Origin of the sequence: Aurantimicrobium minutum (assembly GCF_029893825.1) — a bacterium.
Classification (GTDB): Bacteria; Actinomycetota; Actinomycetes; order Actinomycetales; family Microbacteriaceae; genus Aurantimicrobium; species Aurantimicrobium minutum_C.
In genome coordinates this window covers 291,997-310,133 of the sequence record NZ_JARXXV010000001.1, presented here as the reverse complement: position 1 = coordinate 310,133, position 18,137 = coordinate 291,997, and the positions used below count along the sequence as shown (strand labels likewise).

The window sequence follows — 18,137 nt, the reverse complement described above, 5'->3', positions numbered from 1 at the left end:
AGACACGAAGTGAACTCCTCTAGGAACTTTCTCAACTACCAGCCTAGCTAAAAGAAAAACCCCCGGAATTCCGAGGGTTTTCAGTGAGCGATACTGGGATCGAACCAGCGACCTCTTCCGTGTCAGGGAAGCGCGCTACCGCTGCGCCAATCGCTCAAAGCTAAGTCTTACAACCTAGTTTTGGAGGTGGATACCGGATTCGAACCGGTGTGGACGGCTTTGCAGGCCGCTGCCTATCCTCTCGACCAATCCACCGTAGGTGGTTGCCCACGCTAACAATGAGTAAGTCTAAAGAATGACCACACTCGAGCGGATGACGAGATTCGAACTCGCGACCCTAACCTTGGCAAGGTTATGCGCTACCACTGCGCCACATCCGCGTTGCACTCTAATTGAGTACTTTGGAACTTTATCGAGAAGTTTGCTCTAACGCAAAACCTGACACGCAGATTTAGTAGTCGTAGCTCTCTTCACCGTGCATGACGAGGTCAATACCGGCAAGTTCATCTTCATTGCGAACTCGGAAGCCCATTGTCTTATCAATGACCCAACCGATAGCGAACGACAAAACAAACGAATAGATCAGAACGCTGAAGGCCGCAATTGCTTGCTTCCCCAATTGTTCGAATGAACCTGAGTAGATCAGACCAACTTCGGTAGCAAAAATTCCCAGGTACAAGGTTCCGATTAGTCCACCAACTAGGTGAATACCGACCACATCAAGTGAGTCATCAAAACCGAAGGTGAATTTCAGTTCAACTGCCAATGCACACAGCACACCGGTAACGAATCCGAGTACGAGCGCCCAGGTTGGGGTCAAATACGCGCAGGATGGAGTGATGGCAACCAAACCTGCCACGGCTCCGGATGCAGCACCTACTGAGGTAGCTTTACCATCCTTGAATCGCTCAATGATGAGCCATCCAATAATTCCCGAAGCGCCAGCAGCCATCGTGTTGATCAGAGCAACCGCCGCAATACCATCTGCAGCCACGGCTGAACCTGCATTGAAACCAAACCAGCCAAACCACAACAGACCTGCTCCTAGGAGCACAAATGGAACGTTGTGGGGCTTATGAACCCCCTTGGCAAAGCCGATGCGCTTACCCAATACGAGAGCAAGTGCAAGTGCGGCAGCGCCAGAGTTAATTTCAACTGCTGTACCACCAGCAAAATCAAGTGCACCCACGTTATAGACGAGCCATCCACCGCTGGTCATTTCACCATCTGCGACTGTGAAGTTGAATATCCACGAAGCAACTGGGAAATAAACCAAGGTTGCCCACACGCCAGCAAAAACCATCCAGGCACCGAACTTTGCACGGTCAGCAATTGCGCCTGAAATCAGTGCAACTGTGATGATGGCAAAGGTTGCCTGGAATGCTGCGAAAACCAGGGGCGGGACTGTTGCGCCATCTGGAATCTGGATAAGGTTCTCTAACCCAATGTGCGCAAGGTCAATCCCGAAAACTCCAGGAACGCCGTAGAAGGAAGAACTATCAAGCGCGGGGAACGCAATGGCATAGCCATAGATAATCCACAGAACACCGACGATGGCCATCGAGCCAAAACTCAGCATCATCATGCTGATCACACTCTTCGCGCGAACTAATCCGCCATAGAAGAATGCAAGAGCTGGCGTCATCATCAAAACGAGCGCCGTGCAGATGATCAGAAAAGCGGTGTTACCTGTATCCATGAGAACCTCCAGAGGAGATTCTTTGCCACCAGCGTTTCAGTTGTGAAGCAATTATGTTTCGAACACGTTAACGCGGCCAAGCCCTGCAGTATTCTGCAGGGCCCAGCGCGTGCTTGTTCAGTTATATTTTTTGATTTATGCGTCCTGGAGCGCGTATCCCTCTTCACCGTGAACGATGGTGTCAATACCTGCGAGTTCATCTTCGTTCTTGATACGGAAGCCCATGGTCTTCTCAATAATCGTTCCGATGATGTAGCTAATCACGAAGGAGAAGATGAGAACTGTGAAGGCAGCAATTGCCTGCTTACCAAGTTGCTCAAATGAACCAGAGAAGATCAGTCCTACGTCAGTTGCGAAGAAGCCAAGGAACAGCGTTCCGATCAGACCACCGACGAGGTGAATTCCGACTACATCGAGTGAGTCATCGAAACCGAAGGTGAACTTGAGTTCGATTGCTAGTGCACAAACAGCACCTGCCAAGAGACCAAGCACGATTGCCCACATTGGCGTGAGGTTTGCACAAGCGGGAGTAATCGCAACCAAACCAGCTACAGCACCTGAAGCGGCACCAACTGAGGTTGCCTTACCTTCTTTGATGCGCTCAATGAGCAGCCATCCCAATACAGCGGCAGCAGGAGCGGCAATGGTGTTGATGAAAGCAAGCGAAGCAATGCCATCAGCAGCGAGTTCGGATCCAGCATTGAAACCGAACCAGCCGAACCACAGCAAACCAGCACCGAGGAGAACAAGTGGAACGTTGTGAGGCTTGGCAACACCCTTAGCGAAACCGATGCGCTTACCCAGAACAAGAGCCAGAGCCAAGGCAGCAGCACCAGCGTTGATGTGAACTGCGGTACCACCGGCAAAGTCGATTGCGCCGAGGTTATAAGCGATCCAACCACCGTCGACTATTTTTCCGTCAACAATGGTGAAGTTGAATACCCACGATGCGACTGGGAAATAGACCACAGTCGCCCAGATTCCTGCGAAAACTAGCCATGCGCCAAACTTGGCACGGTCAGCAATCGAGCCGCTGATCAGAGCCACAGTGATGATGGCGAAGGTTGCCTGGAATGCTGCAAAAGCAAGCGGAGGGAAAGCAGCTCCATCGGGTGTAGTAAGAAGTCCGTCCAGGCCAATGAATGCGGTGTCGATACCAATCACACCATCGATACCGTAGAAGGTGTCAGTGCCGTAGTTGGCGAATGCGATGGCGTAACCATAGATAACCCACAGCACACCAATGAGTGCGAGTGAACCAAAGCTCAGCATCATCATGCTGACAACGCTCTTAGCTTTGACAAGTCCGCCATAGAAGAACGCCAGGGCGGGAGTCATCAGGAGCACTAATGCTGCACTGATGAGTACAAAGGCTGTGTTGCCTTGATCCATTTCAACCTCTTTCACGAATTGTGACGGGGACATACCCATCTCATGAAATGAGTGTGCTGCAGCAGGATTACCGAAACTGTTCAGCGAGGTGACGCTGATGTTACAAATCCACAGCCATTGTTACCAATGGGTTTCAGGCTAAGAATTTGTCAGGGCGATCAAACGAGAGACACAGCGGAGGTACTTCTTGCGGTAACCACCGTGAATCATGTCACCGCCGAAAACCTCTGACAAAGGTGAGCCGGTTGCGATGATGGGGATTTGAGCGTCATATACACGGTCAATAAATGCAACCAAGCGCAGTGCATCTGTTTGATTCAGCATGACATGCACATTTTCTAGAGCAATGACGTCTAAACCTTCAAGGATGCGCACATACACAGAAGGGTGCACTGTAGCCAAGTGCTCCAGTAAAGCATCGAAAGAATCGACTGACACGGTGAGTCCTTCAGCAACCTTGGACTCGACAGTCTTGGTGAATTCGGCATTGCTGAGCACAAGTGAAACACCCTCTGCTGTGCGCTGACGGTAGTCGGTTCCATCAATGCGCAATGTGCGGAAATGTGATGCCAATGCTTGAATCTCTCGCAAAAAGTCAGCTGCAGCAAACCGACCTTCGCCCAAGGCAGCCGGTGGGGTGTTACTGGTTGCAGCGATGCGGGTGCCACCGGCAACTAATTCACCCAGCATTCGGGTCATCATCATGGTGTCACCTGGATCATCGAGTTCAAACTCATCGATACAAATCAGGCTCGCACCCTTGAGTGCTTCAACCGCCTTGACATAACCAAGTGCACCAACCAATGAGGTGTACTGCAGAAAGGTACCGAAATACTTCTTTCCTGATGCAGTGTTCCAGGCAGCTGCCAAGAGGTGAGTTTTACCCACACCAAAACCACCATCGAGGTAAACGCCTGGTGGAACTTCTTCAACTTTTTTTGCACGCCCAAATAACTTGCTTTGTTTGATCACTGACGTGTTCTGTGACGCAAATTCCTCAAGAATGTGTCGAGCTTCTTCTTGTGAAGGGAATTCCGGGTTGGGAATGTAATTATCAAATCGCGCCTGCACGAACTGAGGAGGCGGGACGAGGCTGCTCACGATAGAGCCAGCATCGAGGGTCGGATGACGTTCGACCAGTGAAACGGGAGAAGTCATCGCGTGAAATATTCCTCAACATTAGGTGTGAATCAGGCCATCGGGGTTGGCACAAACACAATGTGTACGTAGTCTCGAAAGTGCACCTCAAGCCTATTGGCAAAATCCGACACAACGTTTGTGGTGTATGTCTTCGATAAAGAATGATGGAGCTATGAGCGTACCTATCGATACCAATTCCAAATTTGCTGAATACGCGCACCCAGAAGCCATTGTCAGCACTCACTGGCTTGCTGAGAATCTCGCCACTCCAAATCTTGTCATTGTGGAATCAGATGAGGATGTTCTTCTCTACGAAATCGGGCACATTCCCGGTGCAGTGAAAATCGACTGGCACACCGATCTCAACGATCCCGTACTTCGTGACTATGTTCAGGGAGAAGCTTTTGCGGAATTGATGAGTTCTAAAGGAATTTCTCGCGACTCAACTGTTGTGATTTACGGAGACAAGAGCAACTGGTGGGCTGCTTATGCTCTCTGGGTTTTCAAGCTTTTCGGTCACGAAGACGTTCGCTTACTAGATGGCGGCCGTGACAAGTGGATTGCCGAAGGACGAGAGCTAACCAAGGAACAACCTGCTCTTCAGCGAAGCAACTATCCCGTCACTGAGCGCAATGATGCTCCCATTCGCGCTTACCTCAGCGACACTCTTGCCCACATTGGCAAGCCCATGATCGACGTTCGCAGCCCCGAGGAATATTCCGGTGAGCGCACCCACATGCCTGCATACCCTGAAGAAGGCGCACTGCGTGGCGGCCACATTCCAGGGGCAGCCAGCGTGCCCTGGGCACGTGCTGCAAACGAAGACAGCACTTTCAAGTCCCGTGCAGACCTCGAAGCCCTTTACCTCGGTGAAGCAGGCCTCAAGCCAGGCGATGACATCATCGCGTATTGCCGTATTGGTGAGCGCTCCAGCCACACCTGGTTTGTGTTGAACTACCTGCTTGGCTTTACCGGTGTTCGTAACTACGACGGATCGTGGACCGAGTGGGGGTCTGCAGTTCGCGTCCCCATCGTCAAGGGGACAGCGCCAGGCGCACTGGTCGATTAGTAGCGATGGGAGCCTCCTTCGGGTGGCTCCCATTCTTTTATCCCTCCAAATACTGAGAAGATGGAAGCATCATGAGTGACCTTCCAGAAGTTCTTTCCCAAACGCGTGACGATTTCCTTGACTTGGGAGATAAGGACAAGATCCAGCTCTTGATTGAGTTTGCGGAAGAACTCCCCGAACTCCCCGCAAGATACGCAGACCACCCTGAACTCTTAGAAAAAGTTGAGGAATGTCAGTCGCCTGTTTATATCTTTGTTGAAGTAGAGGACGGCAAGGTTGCGGTGTTTGCCACCGCACCAGAGCAAGCACCAACCACACGAGGTTTTGCCAGCATTCTTGCTCAGGGACTGTCCGGTCTCAGCGTTGAAGAAGCTCTGGATATCCCCGATGACTTCCCGAGCACTCTTGGCTTGAATTCGTTAATTTCACCCTTGCGCGTGAGAGGAATGACCGGAATGCTGTGGCGCATGAAGCGCCAGATCCGTGAGAAGTCACAAGGCTAAATATGGAGAGCTCGCAGCTCACAGACCTCCAGCTCTCTGAGCTTTACCTCTGGCCTACTACCAGAACTTTTCGCCTGAATATGGTGCTTGATCAATCAGGGCATTCTCAAGGCGTAGACGGGACATCCAACACCCTCACTTCTTCAGAAGACCGGCGTATTCTTCGTGTGATCCGCCAACCCGCAGATGTGGTTATCTCCGGGGCGAAATCTATTCGTGCGGAGGGGTGGTTTCTTCCACCCCTGGGTCGCTTAGCGGTGCTTTCTCGCTCGGGAAATCTTCCATGGGAAAGCTGTCCAGATAGATCCAGAGTTCATGTGTATCCCAGCATCTCGGCACTGATTCATTCTTTGAAAGAGCATGAAACACACATCCTCTGTGAAGGCGGATTGGAAGTAGCTCAGCAGTTAGCGCAGCAGATAGGTTTTGACGAAATTGCTCTGACTCGAATGGGAAGAACCTCAGATCTGCCCCTTCCTGAAGCACTGGGAATTGGGGAAGAAGTCAAATTGTGCGAGGTACTTACTGACACCAAGCACAACATGACTTTCCAATTTTGGCGGCGAGCCGAAGCGCAGCAGTAAAGCCGCGACTTTAGGGTCGAAGTGTGACAGACACCGAGAACTTGCCTGAGGCGTTCAAACTTGCCCTCGAGAGCATCAAATCCGTGTCTTTTCGCGACGAACTCACAGTTCGCCAGATCGACTCCCCTTCCGGTGTTGCTCCCTACAGCTATGCATTAGCGGCTGATGTTCTCATCGCAGAGCATGAGCACGAATCTCAGCACGGCACCGGTCGTTTCATCTTGCTCTATGACCCGGAAGAACCTGAATCTTGGGGTGGGCCTTTCCGTGTCGTCGCCTTTGCTCAGGCTCCGCTTGAAGCAGAGATTGGTCTTGATCCTTTCCTCGCAAACGTTGCCTGGTCATGGCTAACAGATGCCTTGGCTATTCGGGAAGCTGATTACTTCAACGCATCAGGTACAGCAACACGTATTCTCTCGACAGGTTTTGGCGAACTTGCCGACTCTGGCGAAGGGGCACAGATTGAGCTCAGGGCATCCTGGTCCCCTGCTTCCCCTCAAATGGGTGAACAAGCAGAGGCGTGGGGTGAGCTGCTGTGTATGTTGGCAGGACTTCCACCCACCGCAGATGCTGTCAGCCTGACTGCACGCCGCCGGGAGCGTGGTTAGCGTTCACGTTATCGATAACGCTGAAGACTTTCTTCACGCGTGCGCTGTTATCGCCTCAGGTTCTGGACCAATCGCGATTGATGCCGAACGCGCTTCTGGATTTACGTACTCTCAGCGTGCATATTTGATTCAAGTTCACCGCCGTGAGGCAGGAACATTCTTGTTTGACCCGCCGGCAATTGGTGACATGTCACAGCTGTTTACCCAGAACGAAGATGAAGAGTGGGTACTCCACGCAGCGAGTCAAGACCTCGCTTGTTTGCGTGAAGTAGGGATCGCCCCCAAACGCATTTTCGACACGGAACTTTCTGCTCGCCTTCTAGGTATGGAACGTGTTGGTCTAGGACCTGTAGTGGAATCTTTACTGGGTATTCACTTAGCAAAAGAACATAGTGCCGCTGACTGGTCTACAAGACCACTGCCTGAACCGTGGCTGACATATGCAGCTTTGGACGTTGAACTTCTTGTTGATGTTCGAGATGAGATTGAAAAGCTGCTCATCGAATCGAACAAATTAGCTTGGGCCCACGAAGAATTCCAAGCGACTCTGGACAAACCAGAAAAGGTACTTAGTGCTGAGCCTTGGCGCAAAATTTCTGGTCTACATACCCTGCGCACACCACGACAGCTTGCTGTTGCGCGATCGTTGTGGTTTGCACGTGATGACATAGCGCAGCGCAGAGATGTTTCTCCTGGGCGTTTGATTCCAGATAGCGCAATCGTTGCTGCTAGCCGCACTCAATTAGCCAACAAGGCAGAACTCATTCAACTCAAAGAGTTCAATGGCCGGGCTAGTAAAAGCTTGCTAGATACGTGGTGGAACGCCGTTGTGGCAGGTCTCCAAGACGAACAACTTCCTGTCATGAGAGTCCCCAGTGACACTCTCCCGCCGCCGCGTGCGTGGGCTGATCGCAAACCTGAAGCACTAGAACGCCTGCAAACTGCACGTGAAGCTCTCACATCAAAAGCTGAAGAACTTTCTATGCCGGTAGAAAACCTACTCACACCAAGTATTCTGCGTGAACTTGCTTGGGCTCCACCTAGCCCCATCACCGTTGTAAGCATCACTGCTGCGTTGAAGAAGCAGGGTGCACGCGTGTGGCAAATTTCTGAAACCTGCGCACTGATTTCTAATGCTTTTGTGGAAGCCGACCAAAAACTTGCCGAAGAAGTCGCAGAAGATTCGTAAGGGTCTTACATCTGTCTTTCACAGCTGAATCCCACAAACTAGCATCAAGATAGCAATGTCGCTTCGAGAGGAAATCATGACAGCGGGAAATCGTGTTGTATTTGTCGATGGTGTGAGAACACCCTTTGGCCGTGCTGGCGAAAAAGGCATGTATTGGAACACTCGCGCAGACGATCTCATTGTCAAAGCAATGATGGGCTTGCTCGAGCGCAATCCTGCCGTCCCAGTGGAAGAAATCGATGATGTAGCTATTGCAGCCACTACTCAACAGGGAGATCAGGGACTTACCTTGGGTCGAACTGCAGGAATTCTTGCTGGGCTCCCCCGTCACGTTCCTGGCTTTGCTATTGACCGCATGTGTGCTGGAGCTATGACTGCAGTGACAACCACCGCTGGTGGCATTGCAATGGGTTCCTACAACATTGTTCTTGCCGGTGGCGTCGAGCACATGGGTCGTCACCCCATGGGTTTTGATGCAGACCCTAACCCTCGCTTCTTGGCAGAAAAGCTTGTCAGCCCTGATGCCCTCAACATGGGTGCCACCGCTGAACGTTTGCACGACCGATTCCCTCACCTCACCAAGGAACGTGCTGATGCGTATGCTCTGCGTTCGCAACAAAAGGTGACTGCGGCCTATGCAGCTGGGTATATCCAGCCAGATTTGATTCCCGTCTCGGCAAAGACCGCTGAAGGTTGGACTCTGGCAACCGTCGACGAGGCGCCTCGCCCAGAGACCACTCTTGAGGGTCTCGCAGGTCTGAAGACACCATTCCGCCCTCACGGTCGAGTAACCGCAGGAAATGCCAGTGGTTTGAATGATGGTGCAACCATCTGCATGCTTGCCAGCGAACAGGCAGCAGAAGAATTCGGCTTGGGTGTGAAAATGCGGATGGTTTCCTTCGCATTTGCCGGCGTGGAACCAGAAGTGATGGGTATCGGCCCTGTTCCTGCTACAGAGAAAGCCTTGCGTAAAGCAGGCCTTTCGATTGCTGATATTGGTCTTTTTGAGGTCAACGAAGCATTCGCAGTCCAAGTTCTGGCGTTTCTTGATTACTTCGGTATTGCAGATGACGATCCCCGCGTCAATGAATACGGTGGCGCTATTGCCCTTGGACACCCGTTAGCTAGTAGCGGTGTTCGCCTCATGATTCAGCTTGCACACCAGTTCGAACGTCACCCTGAGGTGCGTTACGGCATGACCACTATGTGTATTGGGTTAGGCCAGGGCGGCACCGTCATTTGGGAAAACCCTCACTACAAGGGAGCGAAGTAATGACAAATTACGATGCTATTGATTTCACTGACCTTCTCGCGTTGAGTGATGAAGAAGTCGTCACCCACAGCTTTGTCCGCGATATTCCTTTGCCCAGTGGCAAAGTTCTTGCCCTCGTCACTCTCGATAACGGCATGGACTACAAGCGCCCAAACACCCTAGGACCCAAGGGTTTGATGGAGCTGGACAAGACCCTGGTTGCTCTCAGCGACCGAGCTGCTCAGGGAGAAATTCATGGTGTTGCCGTTACCGGTAAGGAATTCATTCTGGCCGCTGGCGCTGATCTCAGCAGAGTTGGTGATGTTCCGAGCAAAGCAATGGCTGTCAAGCTTGCACAGCTTGGTCACCGCGCCCTGGGACGACTTGGTCAACTAGGAGTTCCCTCCTTTGTCTTCATCAATGGTTTAGCCCTCGGTGGCGGTCTTGAAGTTGCGCTCAACGCCGACTATCGCACCGTGGATGAAAACGTTTCAGCAATCGCATTGCCAGAAGTCTTTTTGGGACTGATTCCCGGTTGGGGTGGTGCGTACCTGCTTCCCAACTTGATTGGCATTGAGAACGCTCTCAAGGTCATTATTGAGAACCCGCTGAAGAACAACCGCATGCTCAATGCATCGGCTGCTTTCGAATTGGGTATTGCAGACGCCATGTTTGGTTCTGCACGTTTCCTCGAAGAATCAATTGTGTGGGCAGACTCTGTCCTCAACGGCCACCAACCTCATCGCCCCAACCAGCCCGGCAAGGTTGAGCGCTTGGCCAAGTGGAACTTGGCCGTCAACATTGCCAAAAAGAGCGTTGAGGAGAAACTGGGCACAGTTGCCAAGTCCCCCTATGCTGCTCTCGAACTTCTCGAACAAGCACGCAAGGTTGATAAAGAAGCTGCCTTCGCCCGCGAAGACGAAGCGATTGCTTCTCTGATTGTTGGAGACCAGTTCCAAGCTTCGATGTATGCGTTTGATTTGGTTCAAAAGCGTGCGAAGAAGCCTGCTGGTGCACCTGATCCCAAGCTCGCTAAGCCAGTGGGCAAGGTTGGTGTTATCGGTGCTGGCCTGATGGCCCGCCAGTTTGCTTTGCTCTTCGTACGCAAACTCAAAGTTCCTGTAGTACTCACGGATATCAACCAGGACAAGCTCGACGAAGCTCTCGCTTATATTCATGCCGAGATTCAGGCTATGCATGACAAAGGTCGTATTTCCTCAGATGAGAATCAGCGATTACAAGCTCTCGTCAGTGGAACTACTAACCCACAAGCTTTCTCTGACGCAGACTGGGTGATTGAGGCAGTCTTCGAAGAACTTACTGTAAAGCAAGATGTGTTTGCCAATATCGAGCAATACGTTTCTGAAGAAGCCATTCTTGCCACAAACACCTCGAGCTTGTCAGTTAAAGAAATCGGCGCAAAGCTTTCACATCCAGAACGCCTAGTTGGTTTCCATTTCTTCAACCCGGTTGCCGTGATGCCCCTTGTTGAGGTTGTCAACGCACCTCAAACCAATGAGGTAACTCTCGCAACCGCAATGGACACAGCAAAGAAACTAGGAAAGACTGCGGTCATCACGACCGACTCCCCCGGATTCGTCGTGAACCGACTACTTGCACGCCTCTTGGGTGAAGCGATGCATGCTGTTGACACTGGAACACCATTCAAGACCGTCGATGACTCAGTGTCAACATTCGGGATGCCTATGGCACCTTTTGAGCTCCTGGACCTCGTAGGCCTCAAGGTTGGCGCCCACGTTCTTGACACCCACCATGCCGCCTTCCCAGAGCGTTTCTTCCGCAGCGACAACCTGCACAAACTTGCAGAGCATGGCTCGATCATTGTTCGCGGTCGCACAGGCAAAATCACTGGCTATGACAGAGGTGCTGAAGCCATTGTGAAGGGTGGAACATCCCCCATGACTGCAGAGCAAATCCGCATTCGGATTGAGGATGGTCTTGCCGATGAAATTCACCGCATGTTGGATGAGAACGTAGTTTCTGCCGCAGAAGATATTGACCTCTGCATGATCATGGGTGCTGGTTGGCCTTTCCAAATGGGTGGTGCAACTCCATTCCTTGACCGTATTGGCGCAAGTCAGCGAGTCTTTGGTGGAACCTTCCACAACCCACCTATTGCGGGCACAACGAAGTAAGAGAGTTATTCTGCGCGAAGAGAGTCGTTGATGTGTGACTCTTCAGGCAATGGCCTGGCGACAGGAATTTTGCTGCCGAGCACCTGGGCGACTACATCTCGCGCAATGTCTTGAGCAGTCAATCCTGCTTCGGCAAGAATTTCTTCGCGGCTTGCGTGATCGAGGAATTCATCGGGAAGACCCAACTCATCAACAGCAGTATCAACGCCTGCATTGCGAAGATCTTGGCGGATGCGCGTGCCAATGCCACCGACTCGAACACCATCTTCAAGAGTGATGACCAAACGGTGATCTCGTGCCATCTCAATCACACTGGCGGGAACGGGGACGACCCAGCGTGGGTCAATTACGGTTGCACCAATACCTTGTTGAGCTAGTCGTGCAGCAACTTCGAGTCCCAGTCCTGCAAACACACCAATGGCAACGATGAGAACATCTTTGTGTGCGGCTTCAACGAGCACGTCCACCCCATCGGAAGTGCGACGCACAGCATCAATATCCGCCCCCACAGAGCCGCGTGGGAAGCGAATAACCGTGGGCGCATCATTTACGTCAAGTGACTCTGCAAACTCTTCACGCAGGCGCGTAGCATCACGAGGTGCCGCAAGTCGAATGTGTGGGACAACCTGCAAGATAGCGAGGTCCCAGACACCATGATGACTTGGGCCGTCTGGTCCGGTTACACCAGAGCGATCAAGAACAAACGTGACCCCCGCTTTGTGGAGTGCAACATCCATCAATACTTGATCAAAGGCACGGTTCACGAAGGTCGCATAGATGGCAACGACAGGGTGCATGCCACCGAAAGCTAAACCAGCCGCAGAAGCAACAGCATGCTGCTCTGCAATTCCCACATCGATGGTGCGCTCTGGGAAGCGCTCCAGCATTTTGTGAAGACCCGTGGGGCGAAGCATCGCAGCAGTGATGGCAACGACCTTATCGTTGCGCTCGGCTTGGGCGACGAGTTCATCGCCAAACACATCGGTCCAGCCAATAGAGGTTGAGTTACCCAGCGATTTACCTGTGGCTGGATCTATTTTTCCGACCGCGTGGAACTGGTCATCAAGATCTCGACGAGCAGGTTCATAGCCCTTACCCTTTTCGGTAATTGCATGAACAATGACGGGTGCTCCGTAGTTTTTTGCCTGGCGGAGTACTGACTCCATCGCTTTCACATCGTGACCATTAACTGGGCCAAGATACTTGATATCGAGGTTGGCATAGAGGTCTTGATTGTTGGTGAATCTGCTCAAGAAGCCGTGGACACCGCCGCGCACACCCCGATAGAACGCACGGGCATAAGGACCCATCATTGCGAATAGACGACTACTGGTGAAGTGAAGATTTCGGTAGCCCTTACGTGTGCGAACACTATCCAGGAAACGAGCCATACCGCCAATTGTGGGTGCATAGCTTCGGCCGTTGTCATTGACAATGATGACCAGGTTACGAGCATTGTCATGGCTAATGTTGTTGAGTGCTTCCCAGGTCATTCCACCGGTTAGGGCACCATCACCAACAACCGCAACCACGTGACGGTCTTCTTGACCGGACATTGCATAGGCGCGGGAAATGCCGTCTGCCCACGATAAGGAACTCGAGGCGTGAGAGCTCTCGACAATGTCATGGATTGATTCTGAACGTTGCGGATAACCTGCCAGGCCACCCTTTTCGCGCAGCTTAGAGAAATCCTGACGACCAGTGAGTAGTTTGTGAACATACGACTGGTGACCGGTGTCAAAGACAATGGAATCTTTGGGCGAATCAAAAACCCGGTGTATGGCAATCGTCATTTCAACAACGCCCAGATTGGGGCCGAGGTGCCCGCCAGAGCGGGCAACCTCGCGCACCAAGAACTCACGAATTTCTCCAGCAAGCTCGATCAGTTGGTCGTTAGTGAGCTTGTCGAGGTCGCGTGGACCGTGAACAGTCTCAAGAATTGCCATGGATCGAGTCTATGAGGAAACGAACCTGTTTGTGCCCAAGAATTCCCTGACTAAGCGACGAGCGAACGCAGTACGTACTGCAAGATTCCACCGTTGCGGTAGTAGTCAGCTTCACCAGGGGTGTCGATACGTACTACTGCGTCAAACTCGATGGTCTGCTTTCCAGCAGGTGAGTTCTCGGATGGAACTGCTGTTACGCGAACAGTCTTGGGAGTAACACCCTTGTTGAGTTCTTCAACACCAGCAATCGAGACGATTTCGGTGCCGTCAAGCCCTAAGGATTCCCAGCTCTGACCTGCAGGGAACTGCAATGGAAGAACACCCATACCGATGAGGTTGGAGCGGTGAATACGCTCAAAGCTCTCAGTAATCACTGCCTTCACACCCAGAAGTGCGGTTCCCTTTGCAGCCCAGTCACGTGAAGAACCAGAACCGTATTCTTTTCCACCGAAGATCACCAGTGGAGTTCCGGCAGCTTGGTAGTTGGCACTTGCATCGTAGATGAAGGACTGAGGACCATCAGGCTGAGTGAAGTCACGGGTGTAACCACCCTCAACACCATCCAGGAGCTGGTTCTTCAAACGGATGTTTGCGAAGGTTCCACGGATCATGACTTCGTGGTTTCCACGACGCGATCCATAGGAGTTGTAGTCCGCACGTGCCACACCGTGCTGATCGAGGTACACAGCAGCGGGAGTGCCAGCCTTGATGTTTCCAGCTGGAGAGATGTGGTCAGTAGTCACTGAGTCACCAAGAGTTGCCAATACGCGAGCACCCGCAATGTCAGTAACTGGGGTGGTCTCCTTCTTCATACCTTCGAAGTATGGAGGCTTGCGAACGTAGGTGGACTTGTTGTCCCACTCGAAGGTTGCACCTGTAGGAGTGGGCAAGTTACGCCAGCGCTCGTCACCGTTGAATACAGAAGAGTATTCGTGGTCGAACATCGCAGTATCAATGGACTCGCCAATGACCTTCTCAACCTCAGCAGTGTCAGGCCAGATGTCCTTGAGGAAGACAGGGTTGCCGTCAGATCCAGTTCCGAGTGCATCCTTGTCAAAGTCAAAGTCCATTGAACCAGCAAGTGCATACGCGATGACCAGTGGAGGGCTGGCGAGGTAGTTCATCTTCACATCGGGGCTGATGCGGCCTTCGAAGTTACGGTTTCCCGAAAGAACAGCAGTAACTGCAAGGTCGTTGTGGTTGATTGCAGAAGAGATTTCTTCCTTCAAAGGACCAGAGTTACCAATGCAGGTCATGCAGCCGTAACCAACGGGAAAGAATCCGAGTTCGTCCAGGTAAGGAGTAACTCCGGCCTTCTCGTAGTAGTCGGTCACTACCTTTGATCCAGGAGAAAGAGTGGTCTTCACCCAAGGCTTGGTTTTCAGGCCCTTCTTCACAGCGTTACGTGCAAGAAGACCAGCAGCAAGCATGACCGAAGGGTTCGAAGTGTTGGTGCACGAAGTGATTGCTGCAATGGTGACGGCACCATTCTTCAGCTCAAACTCTTCTCCCCCATCAACGCTGACCTTAACTGCGTCACCGTGTGAGTAGTTCTTCACATCTTCAGCGAACTGCTGCTGAGCCTTGGAGAGCACGATGCGGTCCTGAGGACGCTTTGGACCAGAGATAGAAGGAACAACAGTGGAAAGATCCAGTTCCATGTACTCAGAGAAGTTGGGTTCGTTGGAAGGGTCAAACCAGAGGCCTTGAGCCTTGGAGTAAGCCTCGACGAGTGCAACCTGCTCTTCGGAGCGACCGGTGAGACGCAGGTAGTCCAAGGTGACATCATCAACGGGGAACATGGCCGCGGTGGAACCAAACTCGGGGCTCATGTTTCCGATGGTGGCGCGGTTTGCCAGTGGTACAGACGAAACACCGGGACCGTAGAACTCGACGAACTTACCAACCACACCGTGCTTACGCAGCATTTCGGTGATGGTCAGCACAACGTCGGTAGCGGTTACACCGGTAGGAATTGAACCAGAAAGCTTGAAACCAACAACCTTAGGAATCAGCATGGATACGGGCTGACCAAGCATTGCTGCCTCGGCCTCAATACCACCAACACCCCAACCAAGAACACCAAGACCGTTGACCATGGTGGTGTGAGAGTCGGTACCCACGCAGGTGTCAGGGTATGCCTGAAGCACGCCAGCAACTTCACGCGCCATGGTGACACGTGCCAGGTATTCAATGTTGACCTGGTGGACGATACCGGTTCCTGGGGGAACTACCTTAAAGTCATCAAAAGCGGTCTGGCCCCAGCGGAGGAACTGGTAGCGCTCACCGTTGCGCTCGTACTCAATTTCCACGTTCTGCTCGAGAGCATCTGCCGAACCGTAGAGGTCCGCGATGACGGAGTGGTCGATGACAAGCTCAGCAGGTGCAAGCGGGTTGATCTTGGTGGGGTCTCCACCAAGTTCAGTTACAGCCTCACGCATGGTTGCCAGGTCAACTACACAGGGAACACCAGTGAAGTCCTGCATGATGACGCGTGCGGGGGTGAACTGGATTTCTGTGTCTGGCTCAGCTGAAGGTACCCAGCTTCCCAATGCCTTGATCTGCTCAGCAGTGACGTTTGCGCCGTCCTCAGTACGCAGAAGGTTCTCAAGAAGAACTTTCAGGCTGTAGGGCAACTTGTCGTGTCCCTGAACGGAGTCGAGGCGGAAAATCTCATACGACTTTCCCGATACCTCGAGGGTGCTCTTAGCTCCAAAGCTGTTTACTGCCGACACGTGCTGCTCCTCCATTGGGCGTACTACGCAGGTATAAATTGTGGTGCGCAACGAGAGAACAAAAAGTCTCTCGATATCAAGATATATCTTAGTCGGCTTTTTTGACAGTTATTTCTGTAAATTCACAGATTTTTCTCGATACAGCGATCGAACGATCAACCAGGTTAACGCAAGTACTGGTACATACAAGGGCAGCCCCAAGACAAGCTTTGCTGTTCCTAGACCTGCAATATCCCCCGCAAGATACAACGGATATTCGACTGCCAGACGAAGTGCAAACATCGCCACCCACATTGCAGTAACACCCTGATAGACACGTTTGTGATGGCGGTTGGTCCGCCATTTCGTGCCTTCACCTCGAACCATCCCGACCACGACGCCAATAATGGGCCAACCCACGAGGACAGAGACAAGAAACACGAACCCATACACACCATTGGTCACCATGCCGACAACAAAGTTGTCTTCTGGCTTGTTGGACATGATGGCAAGCACTGCGGAGATGACAACACCCAGCAATCCCACAAGTGCCTGAGTTGCCGCCTGTTTGCGAATCAAACGGTACGCAGTAAATACAACAGAAATCGATACAGAGACACCGATTGCAAGCCATGAATTTTGCGTGAGAGTGAAAACTGCCACAAAGAGCAGGCCTGGAAGAACAGTTTCGACGATTCCCAAAGCACCGCCCATGGCATTCCACAAAGGATGCTTACCGTTTGAACTTCCACCCAACTGAGCAGCTAACGCCGCTACACCTTGCTTGTCAGACATGACTAGCGCTGGGTAGGAGCAATACCTGATGCTTGCTCGGGTACACGTAGTGGCATCAGTTCACGTGGAGGCATCGGCTGTTGACCACGAACAACGACGATGTCGCGGAACAACTCAATCATCCGCGCACCTTGTTCAGGGTTAGTCGCTGCTGGACCGGCAATAACTCCGCGAAGGAACCAGCGAGGACCGTCAACGCCGATAAATCGAACTTCTTGGAATACTTGCTTGCCATCAAGTAGTGCAGGAACCTTGCTCAGTAATTCTGGGCCTAGTTCGGAAAGGGAATCCTCCACGATTCCACCCTGAGAAGTAATCTGCTCGGTGAGTTGAGCGCGCACCTCGTGCCACAGTCCCTGGGACCGCGTAGAGGCGAAAGCTTGCACCTGCAAGGTTGACCCCAGATAGTCCATTGCTACAGCAACGACTCGTCCAGACCCTTCCTCAACTTCGAGACGAAGGTTCAGACCTTCACGGGGTATGAGTTTGAGGGAGCCTAGGTCAACCCATGGGCGAACACCACTGACTTCGGATTCATCAAAAGGCCCGGTCGTCTCGCGATCCGCGGGAGCGCTCTTTGCATCTGAAATTGGTCCAGTCATGAATTAGTTTCCTTTCCGTGCAGAAAGCCCAGTAGAGCCAAAACCAGACTCACCACGTTCACTTAGCGGAAGTTTCTCGACAGGGATGAAACGTGCTTGAGTAACCGGCATCACAATGATTTGAGCAATTCGATCGCCGACGGCAATGTCAAATGGCACAGACGAATCCGTGTTGAGCAACGTGACCTTTATTTCTCCCCGATATCCAGCATCCACTGTGCCTGGAGAGTTAACAACTGTAATTCCGTGCTTTGCAGCCAGTCCTGAGCGAGGAACTACGAAGGCAACAAAACCAGCTGGCAAAGCGATAGACACTCCGGTCCCAACTGTTGCACGCTCCCCCGGAGCAAGCGTGAGGGACTCCGACGACGACAGATCAGCTCCAGCATCTCCCGGATGAGAGTAGCTAGGAATGTTTTGCGCGTTGATGAGAACTTCGACTGTTTCGGCCACGTGTCGAGGTTAGCCCAAAAACAGTGGTCGAATAG

Annotated in this window: 15 protein-coding genes and 3 tRNA genes; 7 read left to right on the top strand and 11 right to left on the bottom strand. The window is 52.1% G+C overall.

The features are described from left to right. Positions 1 to 84 precede the first annotated feature (84 nt). From M2120_RS01455 to zapE, 6 genes are all read right to left on the bottom strand, one after another. Positions 85 to 156, bottom strand: a tRNA-Val gene (locus tag M2120_RS01455). Between the two features lie 25 nt (positions 157 to 181). After that, positions 182 to 255: transfer RNA gene (locus M2120_RS01450), tRNA-Cys, on the bottom strand. Between the two features lie 53 nt (positions 256 to 308). Then, positions 309 to 380: transfer RNA gene (locus M2120_RS01445), tRNA-Gly, on the bottom strand. 71 nt (positions 381 to 451) lie between these two features. Beyond that, positions 452 to 1,699 carry an ammonium transporter gene (locus M2120_RS01440; protein WP_280796954.1) on the bottom strand — a complete coding sequence of 416 codons (1,248 nt, stop codon included), beginning with the start codon at positions 1,697 to 1,699 and terminating at the stop codon, positions 452 to 454. A 135-nt stretch (positions 1,700 to 1,834) separates the two neighbouring features. After that, positions 1,835 to 3,091: an ammonium transporter gene (locus tag M2120_RS01435; protein ID WP_280796953.1), complete on the bottom strand. Its 1,257-nt coding sequence runs from the start codon at positions 3,089 to 3,091 to the stop codon at positions 1,835 to 1,837. Positions 3,092 to 3,229: 138 nt separating this feature from the next. After that, positions 3,230 to 4,249, bottom strand: coding sequence for a cell division protein ZapE (gene zapE, locus M2120_RS01430; RefSeq protein WP_280796952.1), 1,020 nt, complete (start codon positions 4,247 to 4,249; stop codon positions 3,230 to 3,232). Positions 4,250 to 4,403: 154 nt separating this feature from the next. Here zapE and M2120_RS01425 point away from each other — a divergent pair, with 154 nt between their 5' ends. From M2120_RS01425 to M2120_RS01395, 7 genes are all read left to right on the top strand, one after another. Continuing rightward, complete coding sequence (locus tag M2120_RS01425) at positions 4,404 to 5,300, top strand: sulfurtransferase (protein ID WP_280796951.1); 897 nt, start codon at positions 4,404 to 4,406, stop codon at positions 5,298 to 5,300. 71 nt (positions 5,301 to 5,371) lie between these two features. Further along, the gene (locus M2120_RS01420; RefSeq protein WP_280796950.1) at positions 5,372 to 5,803 is read left to right on the top strand and encodes a SufE family protein; all 432 of its coding nucleotides are present in this window, start codon (positions 5,372 to 5,374) and stop codon (positions 5,801 to 5,803) included. Positions 5,804 to 5,805: 2 nt separating this feature from the next. Continuing rightward, complete coding sequence (locus M2120_RS01415; RefSeq protein ID WP_280796949.1) at positions 5,806 to 6,387, top strand: hypothetical protein; 582 nt, start codon at positions 5,806 to 5,808, stop codon at positions 6,385 to 6,387. A 23-nt stretch (positions 6,388 to 6,410) separates the two neighbouring features. Then, the gene (locus M2120_RS01410; protein ID WP_280796948.1) at positions 6,411 to 6,995 is read left to right on the top strand and encodes a DUF3000 domain-containing protein; all 585 of its coding nucleotides are present in this window, start codon (positions 6,411 to 6,413) and stop codon (positions 6,993 to 6,995) included. Further along, positions 6,988 to 8,184 carry a ribonuclease D gene (locus M2120_RS01405; RefSeq protein ID WP_280796947.1) on the top strand — a complete coding sequence of 399 codons (1,197 nt, stop codon included), beginning with the start codon at positions 6,988 to 6,990 and terminating at the stop codon, positions 8,182 to 8,184. Before M2120_RS01410 ends, M2120_RS01405 begins: the two co-directional genes overlap by 8 nt. Before the next feature lie 55 nt (positions 8,185 to 8,239). Continuing rightward, positions 8,240 to 9,457, top strand: coding sequence for a thiolase family protein (locus M2120_RS01400; RefSeq protein WP_280796946.1), 1,218 nt, complete (start codon positions 8,240 to 8,242; stop codon positions 9,455 to 9,457). Then, positions 9,457 to 11,592 (top strand): 3-hydroxyacyl-CoA dehydrogenase NAD-binding domain-containing protein, encoded by a 2,136-nt coding sequence (locus tag M2120_RS01395; RefSeq protein ID WP_280796945.1) that lies wholly within the window; start codon positions 9,457 to 9,459, stop codon positions 11,590 to 11,592. Before M2120_RS01400 ends, M2120_RS01395 begins: the two co-directional genes overlap by 1 nt. A 5-nt stretch (positions 11,593 to 11,597) precedes the next feature. Here the strand turns inward: M2120_RS01395 and dxs are convergent, their stop codons facing one another. From dxs to dut, 5 genes are all read right to left on the bottom strand, one after another. After that, positions 11,598 to 13,538 (bottom strand): 1-deoxy-D-xylulose-5-phosphate synthase, encoded by a 1,941-nt coding sequence (gene dxs / locus M2120_RS01390; protein WP_280796944.1) that lies wholly within the window; start codon positions 13,536 to 13,538, stop codon positions 11,598 to 11,600. Positions 13,539 to 13,588: 50 nt separating this feature from the next. Further along, entirely contained in the window at positions 13,589 to 16,288 is a 2,700-nt protein-coding gene (acnA, locus tag M2120_RS01385) for an aconitate hydratase AcnA (protein WP_280796943.1), read from the bottom strand. Positions 16,289 to 16,381: 93 nt separating this feature from the next. Next, complete coding sequence (locus M2120_RS01380) at positions 16,382 to 17,047, bottom strand: DUF3159 domain-containing protein (RefSeq protein ID WP_280796942.1); 666 nt, start codon at positions 17,045 to 17,047, stop codon at positions 16,382 to 16,384. A 2-nt stretch (positions 17,048 to 17,049) separates the two neighbouring features. Next, complete coding sequence (locus M2120_RS01375; protein WP_280796941.1) at positions 17,050 to 17,649, bottom strand: DUF3710 domain-containing protein; 600 nt, start codon at positions 17,647 to 17,649, stop codon at positions 17,050 to 17,052. Positions 17,650 to 17,652: 3 nt separating this feature from the next. Then, complete coding sequence (dut, locus tag M2120_RS01370) at positions 17,653 to 18,102, bottom strand: dUTP diphosphatase (protein ID WP_280796940.1); 450 nt, start codon at positions 18,100 to 18,102, stop codon at positions 17,653 to 17,655. Positions 18,103 to 18,137 lie beyond the last annotated feature (35 nt).

Excerpts from the sequence above, each read along its gene's own strand:
- M2120_RS01440 (WP_280796954.1), bottom strand. The coding sequence starts at position 1,699 with ATGGATACAGGTAACACCGCTTTTCTGATCATCTGCACGGCGCTCGTT.
- M2120_RS01435 (WP_280796953.1), bottom strand. The coding sequence starts at position 3,091 with ATGGATCAAGGCAACACAGCCTTTGTACTCATCAGTGCAGCATTAGTG.
- zapE (WP_280796952.1), bottom strand. The coding sequence starts at position 4,249 with ATGACTTCTCCCGTTTCACTGGTCGAACGTCATCCGACCCTCGATGCT.
- M2120_RS01425 (WP_280796951.1), top strand. The coding sequence starts at position 4,404 with ATGAGCGTACCTATCGATACCAATTCCAAATTTGCTGAATACGCGCAC.
- M2120_RS01420 (WP_280796950.1), top strand. The coding sequence starts at position 5,372 with ATGAGTGACCTTCCAGAAGTTCTTTCCCAAACGCGTGACGATTTCCTT.
- M2120_RS01415 (WP_280796949.1), top strand. The coding sequence starts at position 5,806 with ATGGAGAGCTCGCAGCTCACAGACCTCCAGCTCTCTGAGCTTTACCTC.
- M2120_RS01400 (WP_280796946.1), top strand. The coding sequence starts at position 8,240 with ATGTCGCTTCGAGAGGAAATCATGACAGCGGGAAATCGTGTTGTATTT.
- M2120_RS01395 (WP_280796945.1), top strand. The coding sequence starts at position 9,457 with ATGACAAATTACGATGCTATTGATTTCACTGACCTTCTCGCGTTGAGT.
- dxs (WP_280796944.1), bottom strand. The coding sequence starts at position 13,538 with ATGGCAATTCTTGAGACTGTTCACGGTCCACGCGACCTCGACAAGCTC.
- acnA (WP_280796943.1), bottom strand. The coding sequence starts at position 16,288 with ATGGAGGAGCAGCACGTGTCGGCAGTAAACAGCTTTGGAGCTAAGAGC.
- M2120_RS01380 (WP_280796942.1), bottom strand. The coding sequence starts at position 17,047 with ATGTCTGACAAGCAAGGTGTAGCGGCGTTAGCTGCTCAGTTGGGTGGA.
- M2120_RS01375 (WP_280796941.1), bottom strand. The coding sequence starts at position 17,649 with ATGACTGGACCAATTTCAGATGCAAAGAGCGCTCCCGCGGATCGCGAG.